The sequence below is a fragment of the Marinobacter persicus genome, from assembly GCF_002934325.1.
In the GTDB taxonomy this organism is placed as follows: Bacteria; Pseudomonadota; Gammaproteobacteria; order Pseudomonadales; family Oleiphilaceae; genus Marinobacter; species Marinobacter persicus_A.
Window position 1 is genome coordinate 16,182 of the sequence record NZ_PTIV01000001.1, and the last position, 14,956, is coordinate 31,137.

Annotated in this window: 17 protein-coding genes; 14 read left to right on the plus strand and 3 right to left on the minus strand. The window is 59.5% G+C overall.

All coding sequences use genetic code 11. The features are described from left to right. Nucleotides 1-18: 18 nt before the first annotated feature. The 7 genes from BY454_RS00095 (at nucleotide 19) to BY454_RS00125 (ending at nucleotide 5,802) form a co-directional block, all read left to right on the plus strand. Nucleotides 19-483 carry an AsnC family transcriptional regulator gene (locus BY454_RS00095; protein ID WP_104414595.1) on the plus strand — a complete coding sequence of 155 codons (465 nt, stop codon included), beginning with the start codon at nucleotides 19-21 and terminating at the stop codon, nucleotides 481-483. After that, the gene (ahbB, locus tag BY454_RS00100; RefSeq protein ID WP_258075502.1) at nucleotides 480-1,025 is read left to right on the plus strand and encodes a siroheme decarboxylase subunit beta; all 546 of its coding nucleotides are present in this window, start codon (nucleotides 480-482) and stop codon (nucleotides 1,023-1,025) included. The genes BY454_RS00095 and ahbB (BY454_RS00100) overlap by 4 nt, the downstream gene beginning before the upstream one ends. Further along, nucleotides 1,018-1,509: an Lrp/AsnC family transcriptional regulator gene (locus tag BY454_RS00105; RefSeq protein ID WP_258075503.1), complete on the plus strand. Its 492-nt coding sequence runs from the start codon at nucleotides 1,018-1,020 to the stop codon at nucleotides 1,507-1,509. Before ahbB (BY454_RS00100) ends, BY454_RS00105 begins: the two co-directional genes overlap by 8 nt. After that, the gene (gene ahbB / locus BY454_RS00110) at nucleotides 1,484-2,002 is read left to right on the plus strand and encodes a siroheme decarboxylase subunit beta (RefSeq protein WP_104414597.1); all 519 of its coding nucleotides are present in this window, start codon (nucleotides 1,484-1,486) and stop codon (nucleotides 2,000-2,002) included. Before BY454_RS00105 ends, ahbB (BY454_RS00110) begins: the two co-directional genes overlap by 26 nt. Before the next feature lie 155 nt (nucleotides 2,003-2,157). Next, complete coding sequence (gene nirJ, locus BY454_RS00115; RefSeq protein ID WP_104414598.1) at nucleotides 2,158-3,357, plus strand: heme d1 biosynthesis radical SAM protein NirJ; 1,200 nt, start codon at nucleotides 2,158-2,160, stop codon at nucleotides 3,355-3,357. Between the two features lie 11 nt (nucleotides 3,358-3,368). Continuing rightward, nucleotides 3,369-4,232 (plus strand): uroporphyrinogen-III C-methyltransferase, encoded by an 864-nt coding sequence (gene cobA / locus BY454_RS00120; protein WP_104414599.1) that lies wholly within the window; start codon nucleotides 3,369-3,371, stop codon nucleotides 4,230-4,232. Nucleotides 4,233-4,284: 52 nt separating this feature from the next. Beyond that, nucleotides 4,285-5,802: a cytochrome D1 domain-containing protein gene (locus tag BY454_RS00125; protein WP_104414797.1), complete on the plus strand. Its 1,518-nt coding sequence runs from the start codon at nucleotides 4,285-4,287 to the stop codon at nucleotides 5,800-5,802. A 74-nt stretch (nucleotides 5,803-5,876) separates the two neighbouring features. On the opposite strand, the gene wrbA is transcribed toward BY454_RS00125, so the two are convergent. After that, nucleotides 5,877-6,476, minus strand: coding sequence for an NAD(P)H:quinone oxidoreductase (gene wrbA / locus BY454_RS00130; RefSeq protein WP_104414600.1), 600 nt, complete (start codon nucleotides 6,474-6,476; stop codon nucleotides 5,877-5,879). 187 nt (nucleotides 6,477-6,663) lie between these two features. Here wrbA and trhA point away from each other — a divergent pair, with 187 nt between their 5' ends. The 3 genes from trhA (at nucleotide 6,664) to BY454_RS00145 (ending at nucleotide 9,426) form a co-directional block, all read left to right on the plus strand. Continuing rightward, nucleotides 6,664-7,341: a PAQR family membrane homeostasis protein TrhA gene (gene trhA, locus BY454_RS00135; protein WP_104414601.1), complete on the plus strand. Its 678-nt coding sequence runs from the start codon at nucleotides 6,664-6,666 to the stop codon at nucleotides 7,339-7,341. 3 nt (nucleotides 7,342-7,344) lie between these two features. Beyond that, the gene (locus BY454_RS00140; protein WP_104414602.1) at nucleotides 7,345-8,487 is read left to right on the plus strand and encodes an NnrS family protein; all 1,143 of its coding nucleotides are present in this window, start codon (nucleotides 7,345-7,347) and stop codon (nucleotides 8,485-8,487) included. Between the two features lie 117 nt (nucleotides 8,488-8,604). Continuing rightward, entirely contained in the window at nucleotides 8,605-9,426 is an 822-nt protein-coding gene (locus tag BY454_RS00145; RefSeq protein ID WP_104414603.1) for an ion transporter, read from the plus strand. 18 nt (nucleotides 9,427-9,444) lie between these two features. Here the strand turns inward: BY454_RS00145 and BY454_RS00150 are convergent, their stop codons facing one another. Beyond that, the gene (locus BY454_RS00150) at nucleotides 9,445-9,822 is read right to left on the minus strand and encodes a SirB2 family protein (RefSeq protein WP_104414604.1); all 378 of its coding nucleotides are present in this window, start codon (nucleotides 9,820-9,822) and stop codon (nucleotides 9,445-9,447) included. A gap of 126 nt (nucleotides 9,823-9,948) precedes the next feature. Here BY454_RS00150 and BY454_RS00155 point away from each other — a divergent pair, with 126 nt between their 5' ends. The 3 genes from BY454_RS00155 to fabB all read left to right on the plus strand — a co-directional run bounded on the left by BY454_RS00155 (nucleotide 9,949) and on the right by fabB (nucleotide 12,967). Beyond that, complete coding sequence (locus BY454_RS00155; RefSeq protein ID WP_104414605.1) at nucleotides 9,949-11,133, plus strand: NnrS family protein; 1,185 nt, start codon at nucleotides 9,949-9,951, stop codon at nucleotides 11,131-11,133. Nucleotides 11,134-11,234: 101 nt separating this feature from the next. Further along, the gene (fabA, locus tag BY454_RS00160; RefSeq protein ID WP_104414606.1) at nucleotides 11,235-11,744 is read left to right on the plus strand and encodes a bifunctional 3-hydroxydecanoyl-ACP dehydratase/trans-2-decenoyl-ACP isomerase; all 510 of its coding nucleotides are present in this window, start codon (nucleotides 11,235-11,237) and stop codon (nucleotides 11,742-11,744) included. 11 nt (nucleotides 11,745-11,755) lie between these two features. After that, complete coding sequence (gene fabB / locus BY454_RS00165) at nucleotides 11,756-12,967, plus strand: beta-ketoacyl-ACP synthase I (protein ID WP_104414607.1); 1,212 nt, start codon at nucleotides 11,756-11,758, stop codon at nucleotides 12,965-12,967. Here the strand turns inward: fabB and BY454_RS00170 are convergent. Next, nucleotides 12,954-13,310, minus strand: a complete 357-nt coding sequence (locus BY454_RS00170; protein WP_104414608.1) for a helix-turn-helix transcriptional regulator — start codon at nucleotides 13,308-13,310, stop codon at nucleotides 12,954-12,956. The two genes, fabB and BY454_RS00170, sit on opposite strands and share 14 nt — an antisense overlap. Nucleotides 13,311-13,536: 226 nt before the next feature. On the opposite strand from BY454_RS00170, the gene trhP reads away from it, so the two are divergent. Then, a complete protein-coding gene (trhP, locus tag BY454_RS00175) occupies nucleotides 13,537-14,853 on the plus strand; it encodes a prephenate-dependent tRNA uridine(34) hydroxylase TrhP (protein WP_104414609.1) in 1,317 nt (438 codons plus the stop codon). The last annotated feature ends 103 nt before the right edge of the window (nucleotides 14,854-14,956 follow it).

The window sequence follows — 14,956 nt, forward strand, 5'->3', positions numbered from 1 at the left end:
CGACTGGAGGAGAACCTGATGCAGCTGGATGCCGCGGACAGACAACTGATCGACAGTTACCAGCGAGGACTGCCGGTCTGCGAGCGCCCTTACCAGGCAATGGCCCAGACCTTGGGCCTGACCGAAGACGAGGTCATCGAACGACTGTCCGCCCTGAAAGCGCAGCAGGTTCTCAGCCGGATTGGACCGGTATTTGAACATAGCCAGGCGGGCGCCAGCCTGCTGGCTGCCGTGGCTGCTCCGCCCGAGAAAATGGACAGGGTAGCCACCCAGATCAATCTTGCTCCGGGCGTAAACCACAATTACGCCCGGGAGCATACCTACAACCTCTGGTTCGTGATGACCGCTCCGGATGAACACACTCTGGACGAACGGCTCGACGAGCTGGAAAGAAAGCTGAGACTACCCATGCTGCGGTTGCCCATGATTAAGGGCTACCACATTGATCTCGGCTTTCCCATCGACTGGGAGGCGCTGCCATGAACATGCCCCTGCGGCAAGCCGGCACGACGCCCGGTCCCAACCTGTTCAAGACAAACCCGGTCAGCCCCTGGGGCCTGTTACGACTGCGCCAGCAGCTGGAACAAGGGCTGCCCCTGACCCCGCGCCCCTACCAAACCCTGGCCGAGCAGACCGGGCTGACCGAAAGTCAGGTCATGGAGGCCATTGAACAATGGCAGGAGCAGGGTCTGATCAAACGGTTGGGCCTGGTGGTCAAACACCGCACCCTGGGCTACAACGCCAACGCCATGGTGGTCTGGAACGTCCCGGACGAGTACGTGGCCGAACTGGGCGCCCGCATGGCCAAAGTGCCCTTCATTACCCTGTGTTACCAGCGGCCCCGGCAATTACCGGATTGGCCCTACAACCTGTTCTGCATGATTCATGGCGTCAGCCGTGACCGGGTACGGGCGCAGCTAAAGGGTCTGATTGCCGATTTTGGGCTGGCCGACATTCCCCATTCGGTCCTGTTCAGCACCAAGGCCTACCGTCAGCGGGGAGGACGTTATGTCAGTCATGGCTGAACGGCCTCCGTCCCCGCAATCAAGCGACGACATCTCCGATTTCACCAATACCGAACGCGCGATCATCAACCGCCTGCAACTGGGCCTGCCGCTGACCGAAACACCCTATCGGGATGTAGCCGAAGACCTGGGCATCGATGAACAGGATCTGTTGGACCACCTCCAGGCCATGCTGGCCGACGGCACCCTGACCCGCTTTGGCCCCATGTTCCATGCCGGTGAGATGGGCGGTGGGCTGACCCTGGCCGCCATGCGCATTCCCGAAGCCGACTTTGAGCGGGTCACCGAACAGGTCAACAGCTTCGAAGAAGTGGCCCATAACTACCGCCGGGAGCACGAACTGAACATGTGGTTTGTGCTGGCCACCGAAACCCCGGGCGGCATTGCCGAGACCATCGAGCGCATTGAGACGCTCACCGGCTATCCCGTTTACAACATGCCCAAGGAGCAGGAGTTCCATGTCCACCTCCACTTTGAAGTCTGAGCTGTTGAGCGATCAGGACCGTGAACTGATCATGGCCACCCAGGCCGGCCTGCCACTGGTCTCCGATCCCTGGACGGAACTGGGCAGCCAACTGGGCATGCCCGCCAGCGAAGTGCTTGAGCGTTTCCAGAAAATGCAGGCCTCTGGCGTGATTCGCCGCGTGGCCGCCGTACCGAACCATTACAAGCTGGGCTATCGCTTCAACGGCATGACCGTGTGGGATGTGGCCGACGACGCCATTGCCGAGCTCGGTGAACGGGTGGGTGAACTGCCCTTTGTCAGCCACTGCTACCGCCGCCCCCGGCACCTGCCCTACTGGAGCTACAACCTGTTTGCCATGGTTCATGGCACCAGCGGCGACGAGGTGGAGGACAAGGCCGGGCGGATTGCCGACGTGCTGGGGGATGCCTGCAGCGGCCACACCATCCTCTACAGTTCGGCGATTCTGAAAAAAACCGGGTTAAGACTTAGAAAACAGAAAGATAACGGTTAGCAAAAAGCGCTGAAACTACCCCGAATCTACTCCTTTGAAGGTATGGATTGGCAAAGCACCACGGGGGATAGTTAACCAAGAGGCTGCTTAAGGGCAGAGAGCCGCAAAGGCCCGCCCGGAGAGGCAAAAGCCACTCCTGATGAGAGAGATAGACTATGTTTCGCATGACCCGCTACATCAAAAGCCTGATGAACCCGGCCCCGGTGCGCCCGGTTCCCAAGCCCAGCGGCCCGGTGGTGATCTGGAACCTGATCCGACGCTGCAACCTGACCTGCAAGCACTGCTATTCCATCTCCGCGGATGTGGACTTCAAGGGCGAGCTGAGCACCGACGAAGTCTATACCGTGATGGACGACCTCAAGGCCTACGGCGTACCGGTGCTGATCCTGTCCGGCGGCGAACCCCTCATGCGCCCGGACATCTTCGAGATTTCCCACCGCGCCAAGGAAATGGGCTTCTACGTGGGGCTGTCCACCAACGGCACCCTGATCACCGAAGACAACATCGACAAGATTGCCGCCGTTGGCTACGACTACGTGGGCATCAGCATTGACGGCCTGGAGCAGACCCACGACGAGTTCCGCCAGAAGAAAGGCGCGTTCAAGGAATCCATGAACGCCGTGGCTCTGTGCAAACAGGCCGGCATCAAGGTAGGCCTGCGCTTCACCCTGACCCAGGACAACTACCCCGAGCTGCCAGCCATGCTGGACATGCTCGATGAACACGACATCGACAAGTTCTACCTGTCGCACCTGAACTATTCCGGTCGTGGCGGCCGCAACCGCAAGCGCGATGCCTGGTACGACATGACCCGCGACGCCATGACCCTGCTGTTTAACCATTGCCATGACGAGCTCAAGCGCGGCATCGAGCGGGAATACGTTACCGGCAACAACGACGCCGACGGCCCCTTCCTGCTTGAGTGGGCGAAAGAACACTACCCCGACCAGGTGCCGGCCCTGGAGCAGCGCCTGACCAACTGGGGCGGCAACTCGTCCGGCGTGAACATCTCCAACATCGACAACCTCGGTGTGGTGCATCCGGACACTTTCTGGTGGGACTATAACCTGGGCAACGTGCGGGAAACCCCGTTCTCACAGATCTGGTCAGAGACCACCGACCCACTCATGCAGGGCTTCCGCCAGCGCCCCCGGCCGGTCAAGGGCCGCTGTGCCGAATGCAAATACCTGCCGATCTGCAACGGCAACACCCGGGTACGGGCCTACAACATTTCCAAAGATTTCTGGGAAGAAGACCCCGGCTGCTACCTGACCAACGAAGAGATTGGCGTGGTTGATGACCTGCCACGCCGGGTCGCGGCCCCGGTTACCGAAATTCCGGTTCACAATCTGTAAGGAAGTACGCCATGAGCACAAACACACGGAAAAAATGCCTGGTGGAGTTTCAATTGGCGGAACAGCCCTTGCGGGTTGGTGAAGTGGCCATTGTTGGTGCCGGGCCTGGTGACCCGGGACTGCTTACACTGCGAGCCTTGATGCTGATCCAGCAAGCCGATGCGGTAGTGTACGACCGTCTTGTTTCGCCCCAGATCATGGAACTGGTTAACCCCAGGGCCGAGCGCATCCATGTCGGCAAGGCCAGTGGTTGTCATTACGTGCCCCAGGAAGAAACCAACGACCTTTTGGTGAAGCTGGCCACCCAACAACGGCGCGTGGTGCGCCTCAAGGGAGGCGATCCGTACATTTTCGGTCGGGGTGGCGAAGAAGCCGAATTCCTGGTGGACAACGACATTGATTTCCAGGTGGTGCCCGGCATTACCTCCGCTGCCGGCTGCGCCTCTTACTGCGGCATCCCTCTGACCCACCGGGACTATGCCCAGAGCGTGACCTTCGTAACCGGCCACCGCAAGGGCGACCAGGGCCTGGAGCTGAACTGGCCAACCCTGGCGGCGCCGGGCCAGACCCGCGTGTTTTACATGGGCCTGCACAACGCCCCCACCATTGTGAAAGAACTGACCGCCCACGGCCTGTCAGAGACATGCCCGGTCGCGCTGGTTGAGCGAGGCACCACACCCTTGCAGCACATGACCGTGACCACGCTGGCCGACCTGGTTGACACCATTGACCGGGAAGATTTCCAGCCGCCCACGTTGATCATTGTCGGTGAAGTGGCTCAACTGGCGGAAAAGCTCGCCCGGCCCGCGCAAGCTGGCTGGAACAGTGCTTTGGCCGGCTCTGCGCCGGCCCACGCCGGGCAGCGTCCGGCGTGATCACCTCTATATAACCAGAAAGAAGCGAATCATTAACCGGGAGCAGTTGCTGGTGATATTCAAACCTACCCTAAAAACGCTGGTCGGCACTGTGTTGCTGGCCAGCGCGGCGCTTTCTGCGCCCACCCAGGCTCAGGACAAGAACAATACCGACATTCACGATCTCTACCTGCAACAGTGCGCCGCCTGTCATGGCCCTGACCGGCTCGGAGGCATGGGTCCCGCCCTGCTGCCCGAGAACCTGGGACGCCTGAAAAAATCGGAAGCTGAAAACGTTATTCGAGAGGGCCGCCCGGCCACCCAGATGCGTGGCTATGAAGACATTCTCAATGACCAGCAGATTGCGAATCTGACCAACTACATTTATCAGCCCCCCAGCCATGAGCTGACCTGGGGCGAAGCCGAGATCCGTGACAGCCGGATCGTCAACCATCCCCTCGGCTCCCTGCCGGATGAGCCTGTGTTCGAGGTGGATGACCTGATGAACCTGTTCCTGGTAGTGGAGATTGGCGATCACCACGTCACCCTGCTGGATGGCGACAAGATGGAACCCATCCACCGTTTCCCCAGCCGCTTTGCCCTGCACGGTGGGCCGAAATACGGCCCGGAAGGCCGCTTTGTTTACTTCGGCTCCCGGGATGGCTGGATCACCAAATATGACATCTACAACTTGAAAGTGGTGGCGGAAGTCCGCGCCGGCATCAACATGCGTAACATCGCGGTGTCGGCCGACGGCGAATACGTCATGGCCGCCAACTACCTGCCTCATACCCTGGTGCTGTTCGACGCAGATAACCTGGAGCTGCTTGATTTCGTGCCGGTCGAAAACGAGGCCGGTGACAGTTCCCGGGTAAGTGCCGTCTATGCCGCGCCGCCCCGGGACAGCTTTATCGCCGCCCTGAAAGACATTCCGGAAGCCTGGGAAATTACCGTAAAGAACGACCAGGCGCAGATCCGGCGAATGAAATCAGACACGTTGCTGGACGACTTTTTCTTCGACCCCAGCTATGAGCACCTGATCGGTGCGGCCCGGGATGGCAAGCATGGCATCGTGATGAACCTGGATTCCGGCGACACCGTGGCAGAACTTCCCCTCCCCGGCATGCCTCACCTGGGCTCCGGCATCACCTGGGAGTACGAAGGCCGCCGGGTCATGGCCACGCCGCATTTCGGCGCCGGCGCCATTTCCATCATCGACATGGACACCTGGGAGGTGATCAAGACCCTGAAAACCGACGGCCCCGGGTTTTTCATGCGCAGCCACGAGAATTCCCGCTATGCCTGGGCAGACGTATTCTTCGGGCCGAATGCCGACAAGGTGCATGTAATCGACAAGCAGACCCTGGAGATCGTCAAAACCCTGCAGCCGGCACCCGGCAAGGTGGCCGCCCATGTGGAGTTTGATCGTCATGGCGAGAAATTGCTGCTGAGTATCTGGGACAAGGACGGCGCGGTGATTGTCTACGACGCGGACACCCTGGAAGAGGAAAAGCGCATTCCCATGAACAAACCGTCCGGGAAGTACAACGTTTGGAACAAGATCCATTACGAGGAAGGGACCAGTCACTAGAGGTTCACGCCAGGATTCGGGAAGCGGCAGGCAGGAGCCTGCCGCTAAACTCCGCATTATCTGTAAGAGTTCAATCAGCCGTGCAGCTTCACCGCCAGTTCCGCCACATGCTTACCCTGGTAGCGGGCAATGGTGAGTTCTTTCTTGCTGGGCTGGCGGGAGCCGTCGCCACCGGCAATGGTGGAGGCGCCGTAGGGCGTGCCACCGTTCACCTCGGAAATATCAAAAAATTCCGGAATGCCATAACCAGTTGGCACCAGCACCATGCCGTGGTGCGCAAGGGTGGTCCAGAACGAGGTTATGGTGTGCTCCTGACCACCACCCGTGCCGGTAGAGGTGAAAACACTACCGAGTTTGCCATGCAACTTGCCCTCAAACCAGAGGCCGCCGGTCTGGTCCAGGAAGGTACGCATCTGACCGGCCATGTTGCCGAAACGGGTGGGAGTACCGAAGATTATGGCGTCGTAATCCGCCAGCTCTTTGGGCTCTGCCACTGGCGCGGGCTGATCAGTCTTGCCACCGGCGTCCAGGAAAGCTTGGTCTGCCATGGTTTCGGGGACACGTTTTACCACGACATCAACACCATCCACGCTGCGGGCGCCTTCAGCCACGGTGTTGGCCATGGTTTCGATGTGGCCATGCATTGAATAATAGAGAACAAGTACTTTTGCCATTGCAGTCATCTCCTTTACCTGAAAACAATGACTGCAGCTTAGCCGCTAAACCAGCCGGGACAAAAACGGAAGATTTCTGACAGGTTGTTCAGTTTTTCTGAACATGCCCGGAAGATACGCATAGCCACATTATCCGAACGCCTGTAGGCTGAGCAGCATGCAATTCATACCGTATTGAAAACGACATATGACGCACGGCATTAGCACTTCTGACCAAACCGGTGACACCATCCACCATCGCATCGAAGAGTGGATCAACAGCGCCACACACGTTATCGGCGCTTTACTCAGCGTGATTGGCACCGTTGCCCTGCTGGTTGGCGCCAGTGAGCAGGGCGATGCCTGGAAGATGGTCAGCTTCAGTGTGTTTGGAGCTTCCCTGGCCCTGCTGTATGTTGCCTCGGCCCTGTATCACGGCTCCCGTCATCCAAAGTGGCGGGCCGTTTTCAAGACGCTGGACCACTGCGCGATTTTTTTCCTGATTGCCGGTACCTACACACCGTTGGTGCTGGTAAACCTGCGCGGAACCACAGGCTGGACACTGTTCACCATTGTCTGGTCCCTGGCTCTGGCGGGGGTAGCGCTCAAGATTGCCTTCAAGCACCGCTTCAAACTGGCGCGGGTGGGCATCTACATCGCCATGGGCTGGCTGATTGTCTTTGCCGCCTCCGACCTGGCCGCCAACATCAATGAAACCGCCCTGTACCTGACCATTGCCGGTGGCGTGGTTTACACCGTTGGCGTGGCTTTCTATCTGGCCGATCGCATTCCCTACATGCATGCTATCTGGCACTTGTTTGTTATTGGCGGCAGTGCCTGTCATTTTGCCGCCATCTACTCCGGCGTTCTGCCTCACACGATCTAGGCCATGTCGTCGGGCAAGCCTTTACACGCGTTCTGGCTGTTTTTCCCGACGGCCGCATCCTGGGCGGCAATGGTGGTCCCCCTTTCCCTCTACGCGGTGCTGTCCGGCTCCGGCTGGCCACCCGGCCTGATCGATGGCGGGCATGGTCACGAGCTGATCTTCGGCTTCGCCCTGGCGCTGATTGCCGGCTATACCCTGGGCCCACAGCCTTGGCGGATACTCGGGCCGCTGTTCATTCTTTGGCTGGCGGCGCGTGTGTCCTGGCTGCTGGCTCCGGATACGGTTACTGCCCAACTGTTAAGCCCGGCATTTGCGCTGTTGCTGGCCTGGCATGTGGTGCCACGGTTCCAGGCGGCAAAGAAGTGGCGCAACAAAATCGCCGGGCCACTGATTCTGGTGTTGTGTCTCCTGGCGGTGGCGTTCTGTCTGGTACAGCTCGGCCTGCCCTGGCCAGAGCGGGACCGCCTGATGCACGTGGCCATCCTGGGACTTTTACTGCTGATGACGTTCATGGGCGGGCGCATTATTGCCCCGGCTGTGGCCGGCACACTGGAAAAAAGGGGCATTGCCCTGGAAGCGCGAGTACAACCGCGCATCGAAGGGGCGCTGCTGGTGCTCCTGATCCTGGCCATGGCGCTATTGCTGGTCACGCCCTTCCGAGACCTGACTGGTAGCGTTCTGCTGGTTTGCGCCTTGCTGATTACCCTGCGGGTCGCACGCTGGAAGCTTTGGCACTGCCGGCAACGTGCCGACCTGCTGGTACTGGCATTCGGTTACCTGTGGCTGGGAGTGGGCGCCGCGCTGGCCGCCGGCCATCTGCTAACCAGCAAAGAACTGCTGCCGGCGCTGCATGTAATCACCATTGGTGCCCTGGGCACGCTGTCCTGCAGCGTCATGCTGCGCCTGGCCTGGCAGCGGGCACACCGGACCTTCCCCCCGAACTGGCAGGTGTGGTCGGTGGCCGGGGCCATGCTGGTGGCGGTGAGCGCTCGGTATCTGGCCGGCGGCAGTCCCTGGTCGCATCCCGGCCTGTTATGGCTGGCAGCCGGGGCCTGGTCGCTGTGTTACCTGGGCGTATGCTGGCAGCTTCTGCGACTGTTCAGGGCCGATCGCCGCCGGCGGGTTCGCAGCCAAGCATCTGTCTGATGTCACCGCTGTCCTGGGCAATGCCATGCCCGGCAAACGGTAACGCTACCCCTCTGCTGTCTGGATCATTAGAATCAGCAGCCTCATTTCCCTATTTTCCGGAACCCGTTCGTGGACATGACGACAGCCAGCCGTTTTGAACAACTCAAGCGCATTGAATCGAGCAAGCTGTTTCAAGGCTCGGTCATTGCCATCATCATTCTCTCTGCCCTGACCATTGGCGCTAAAACCTACGAGCTGCCACCGCTGGTTGAGCAGACCCTGACATTGCTCGATAACGGCATCACCATCTTCTTCCTGGTGGAGATCCTGTTCCGGTTTGCCGCCTGTCCCAACAAGCGACGCTTTTTCATGGACGGCTGGAATGTCTTCGACACCATCGTGGTGATCGGCAGCCTGATTCCCCTGGATAATGCCGAGGCGGTGTTGCTGGGGCGTCTGTTGCGGGTGTTCCGGGTGTTGCGCCTGGTGTCCGTGGTACCGGAACTGCGTTTTCTGATCAACTCGTTGCTGAAAGCCATTCCACGCATGGGCTACATCGCCGTGCTGATGTTCATTATCTTCTACATCTACGCGGCCATGGGATCCCTGTTCTTTGCCAGCGTCGATGAGGAGCTGTGGGGCGACGTGGCGATTTCCATGCTCACCCTGTTCCGGGTGGCCACCTTCGAGGACTGGACCGACGTGATGTACGCCACCATGGAGGCCTACCCCCTAAGCTGGTTCTACTACCTGACGTTCATTTTCCTGACCGCCTTCGTGTTCCTGAATATGATGATCGGCGCCATCCTGGAAGTCATGAGCGAGGAGCAGAATGCCAAGGAACGCCAGCAGGCCCACGATGAGCGGGATGACATCGCCCGCCAGCTCCGCGTCGTTCAGGAACAACTGACGGAACTGAGCAGGCAAATTGGGCAGAGCGGGGAAAAACGCGAGTGATACCTTTGCCGGTCGCGATCAGCCAAAGGCCGGCTTGGTCATGGCCAGGTGAAAGATGCCGCTTACGATGGCCAGTGCCACAATCGCAGCAACAATACGCACCGGCTTGCTGAACGTCGGCTTGATGGCAAATACACCCACCACGATATAGCAGAAAAGCAGCGCGATTTTTGCCAGCAACCAGCCGGGCATGTCGGAAGCATAGCCGGCGACAAACAGCAGCGTGACTGCCGACACCAGCAAAATGGTGTCGTTGACGTGGGGAATCCAGCGCAACGGGGTTTGCCGCCACCCGGGCCGACCAACCGCGTCCAGCAGCAGGCGCAACGCGAACAGACTGATGGTCAGATACGCAGTGGTCATGTGCAGGTGTTTGAGAATCACATAGGTACTCATAACGGATTTTTCCTTTGAAAAGGACATGTTGGGGCCATTGTACGCACAATACCCCCAAACAGGTATGGCTAGAGAGCGCTTCCGCATTTAACATATCTCAAAAATACATGTATATGGGAGACTGCCATGCAGATCAGCTCAACCACTGCCGATCGCACAGGCGCCAGCGTCAGTCAGCTGTTTGCCTACCCGTTCCGGATTTTCTTCCTCTCCATGACCGTCCTGGCCCTTGTTGCTATTCCCACATGGGTGCTGCAAGTGTCTGGAGCCATCCAACTGCCACTGGCCATGCCCGGCCTGTACTGGCATCAGCACGAAATGCTGTTCGGATTTCTTTCGGCGGGCATTGCCGGCTTCCTGCTCACGGCGGTCTGCGTCTGGACCGGCACCGAGCGCACCCATGGCTGGCCGCTGGTGCTGCTTTGGGGTGTCTGGCTGGCCGGGCGTCTGTTACTGGCCTTGGGCGCCGACCTTCCGGCCTGGCTAGTGCAAGGCGCCAACCTCGCTTTCCTGCCGCTGGTGATGATTGATGCCGGCTGGCGCATCTGGCACGCCCGACAGAAACGCCAACTGATGATCCTCATGGTGCTTGGCCTGCTCTGGGCCATGCAGATTGGCTTTGTGACCCGACTGGATATGGCATTCAGTTATGGCGCCCTCATTATGGCCATGGCGCTGATCAGCATCGTTGGTGGGCGCATCACCCCCGCCTTCTCCTCTGGATGGCTGAAACGCCACGGACAGGACAGCTCCGTCATCAAAATGGTGCCAGCTCTGGATATGGCCGCGCTGGCCACCATGGTTGCGCTGATGCTCTCCCTGGTAATCGGCTGGCAGGGCGTTGCCAGCCTGCTGGCGCTGGTGGCTGCCGCTTTGATGCTGGTGAGGCTCTATAACTGGAAAGGCTGGTTGTTTGCGAAGGAGCCGCTGCTCTGGATCCTGCACATCTCCATCCTGTGGGTGCCAGTTGCCCTGATTCTGCTGGCGGGCTCACTGCTGGCCGGCTGGCCAACCAACGCCTGGGCTCATGCTGCAGGAACCGGTGCGATTGGCGGACTGATCCTGGGCGTCATTGCCCGCGTATCCCTGGGGCACACAGGACGGCCACTGGTTTTACCCCGGGGCATGGTGCTGGCCTTTGTGGCTATCCAGCTCGCCGCTGTAATTCGTGTACTGACGGGCTTTAACCTGATCCCCTGGCATCCGGGCATTGGCGCCAGCGCCCTGCTCTGGCTTCTGGCCTATGGCCTGTTCCTGGTGCGCTATACCGGCGTCCTGGCAAGCCCAAGAGCCGATGGCAAACCCGGCTGAGATCGTGCAAGACGAAAATCATCCACTAAAGGTCAATAGCTCCAGAACCAGAACACGCTAAAGTATCGCAAAAATCATTTTGCAACAGAGAAACAGGCAACATGTACCCTGACCATTTTGACAAAGAAGACCTGATCCGCTGCGGCCACGGTGAGCTGTTTGAAGGCGATATGCGCCTGCCGATCGATGAAATGCTGATGGTTGATCGCATCACCCATATCGCCAACGACGATGGCGCTTATGGCAAAGGCAGCCTGGTTGCCGAACTCGACATCAACCCGGACCTCTGGTTCTTCAAGGTTCACTTCCAGGGTGACCCGGTAATGCCGGGCTGCCTGGGCCTGGATGCCATGTGGCAGCTGGTCGGCTTCTACCTGGCATGGTCCGGTGGTCAGGGTAAAGGCCGCGCCCTGGGGGCCGGCGAGGTTAAATTCTTCGGTCAGGTACTGCCCGAGAACAAAAAGGTCACTTACCGTCTCGATATCAAGCGGCACATTCGCCGCAAACTGACCATGGCAATTGCAGATGCCAGCATGGAAGTGGACGGTCGTGAAATCTACACCGCCAAGGACCTGCGGGTTGGCCTGTTCACCTCTACTGATGACTTTTAGGAGTTGATACTATGCGTCGCGTCGTAATTACAGGCATGGGGATTGTCTCCAGCCTTGGCAACAACCAGAAAGAAGTAGCCCAGTCCCTGCGGGAATCCCGCTCTGGCATCGCGTTCAGCCAGGAAGCCAAAGATGCAGGGCTGCGCAGTCACATTACCGGCCGTATCGACCTGAACCTGCCGGAACTGATCGACCGCAAGCTCATGCGCTTCATGTGCCCGGCCTCCGGCTACACCTACCTGGCCATGAAAGAGGCCATCGAGCAGTCCGGCCTGACCGACGAGCAGATCCGTGCCAACAGCACCGGTATCGTTTTCGGCACCGGCGGCGCGTCCACCGTTGAGCTGATTGACGCCATCGACACCCAGCGTGAAAAAGGTATCCGTCGCGTTGGCCCGTACCGCGTACCGCGCACCATGGGCAGCGCCATCAACGCCTGCATGGCCACCGCGTTCGGCATTACTGGCATCAACTACGGCATCACTTCTGCCTGCGCCACCAGTGCTCACTGTATCGGCCACGCCGCCGACCAGATTGCCCTGGGCCGCCAGGATGTGATGTTTGCCGGCGGCGGTGAAGACATCCATTGGACCCTGAGCCTGATGTTCGACGCCATGGGCGCACTGTCCACCAAGTACAACGACACTCCGGAACTGGCTTCCCGCACCTACGACGCCAACCGTGATGGTTTCGTTATCTCCGGCGGCGGTGGTGTTCTGGCACTGGAAGCCCTGGAGCACGCAGAAGCTCGCGGCGCCAACATCCTGGGCGAAATCGTAGGCTTCGGCGCCACTTCCGACGGTGCCGACATGGTCGCTCCGAGTGGCGAAGGCGCCATCCGCTGCATGAAGCAGGCGATGGCCAACGTTGACGGCGAGATCAGCTACATCAACACCCACGGCACCAGCACACCGGCCGGTGACATCACCGAGCTGAAAGCGCTGAAAGAGACCTTCGGGGACAAGATTCCGCCGCTGGCTTCCACCAAGCCGCTGTGTGGCCACGCCCTGGGCGCGGCGGGTGTACACGAAGCCATCTACTCGCTGATCCAACAGCGCGAAGGCTTCCTGGCGCCGTCTGCCAACATTCAGGATCTGGATGAAGGCGCTGAAGGTTACCCGATTGTTCGCGAACTCCAGGAAAACCAGAATCTGGACCTGGTGATGAGCAACAGCTTCGGCTTCGGCGGCACCAACGCCACCCTGATCTTCAAGAAAGTCTGATAGAGCGGTATTCAGCCGGGGGCGTTCCCATCCAGCGTTTGAACGCCCGGCTGAAAGCGCTCAATTCCGAGAAACCAAGCTGCTCGGCAATTTCCACCAGCGGCTTGGTTTTATCCTTCATGTAAGCCAACGCTTTTTCCCGACGCACCTGTTCCAGCAGGTGAGCAAAGGTCACACCCTCCTGCTTCAACTTCTTGTGCAACGTATAGCGGCTCATGTTCAGCTGCGACGCCACGGTTTCCACGCCTACTTTGCCGCGATCAAGCTGCACCTGAATCAATGAACTGACCCGGGCACCCAGCGGGCGCTTTGAAATATCAGGCCTCAGGGCTTCTGACGCCATGTTTCTTCCTCCTGCTTTCAAATTCACAGCCTCTCACAGTCCTGGCAAAAGCCAGTTAATGGTGTCCACACAGGACTCAGCGTACACATGTTAGCTGAAATAATAAATAATACACGTAGCAAGCTCAAATCCTGGCGACAAAATGAACACGTGCCTTCCCACCGGGGCCCAAGTTTTCCATAATACCGCCCCTTACCCACCGAAGACCGAACAACCCGGAGACACCATGATCACCCCGGAACTGCTTGCCCCCGCTGGCACCCCCGACCATCTCGAAACCGCCTTTGCCTACGGCGCCGATGCGGTCTATGCCGGCCAGCCACGCTACTCACTACGAGTACGCAACAATAGTTTCAAGGATGTTGCAGCCCTGGGCGCGGGCATAGAGCGGGCTCACGAGCTGGGTAAGCAGTTCTACCTCGTCTCCAACATCGCGCCCCACAACGACAAGGTGCGCAGCTATCTGCGGGACCTGGCGCCGGTACTGGAGCTCAAACCCGACGCCCTGATCATGTCCGACCCCGGCCTGATCATGCTGGTGCGGGAAAACTGGCCGGACCAGCCCATTCATCTGTCGGTCCAGGCCAACGCCGTGAACTGGGCCACCGTGGAATTCTGGCGCCGCCAGGGCGTGAGCCGGGTGATCCTGTCCCGGGAACTGGCGCTGGAGGAAATCCGCACCATCCGCGAGAAAGTGCCGGAAATGGAGCTGGAAGTATTCGTACACGGCGCCCTGTGCATGGCCTACTCCGGCCGCTGTCTGCTGTCCGGCTACATGAACCACCGCGACGCCAACCAGGGCGCCTGCACCAACGCCTGCCGCTGGAACTATAAAGAGGTAGCCCACAGCCACGACCAGACCGGCGACCTGATTGCCAGCACCGCCGACGCCGTCCAGGAATTCGAGCCCAAGGAAATCCTGCTGGAAGAGCCCAACCGCCCCGGCGGCTATATCCCGGCCTACGAGGACGAACACGGCACCTACATCATGAACTCCAAGGACCTGCGCGCCGTACAACACGTGGCGGAACTGGTCAAAATGGGCGTGCACTCGCTGAAAATCGAAGGCCGCACCAAGAGCACCTACTACGTGGCCCGCACCACCCAGGTGTATCGCAAGGCCATTGATGACGCCATGGCCGGCAAGCCCTTCGACATGGGCATGATGGACCAGCTCGAGGCCCTGTCGAACCGTGGCTACACCGAAGGCTTCCTGCGCCGCCACGTGCCGCAGGAATACCAGACCTACGAACAGGGCTCATCGTTCCTGGGTACCCAGCAGGTGGTGGGCACCGTTGTTGAGCGCGATGAGCAGTGGCTGACCATTGACGTGAAAAACAAGTTCGCCCCGGGCGACCAGCTGGAACTGGTCAACCCCGCAGGCAACCTGCGGTTCTCGGCTGACATTATGGAAAACCGCAAGGGCGAGCGTATGGAATACGCGCCGGGTAGTGGTCACGTTGTGCGCATCCCGGCCCCCGAGGGACTCCCGGAATCGCTGGCGCACAGCTATTTGACTCGGATCTTACCGGAGAATAACTAACAGCCATGGGAGCAGGCGGGTAGGCCTTTCCAAAACTGTCTGCAGCCAGGGATGGCTGCAGTTGAGCTTACGACCGCCATGGATGGCGGAAGTGCAGATTTTG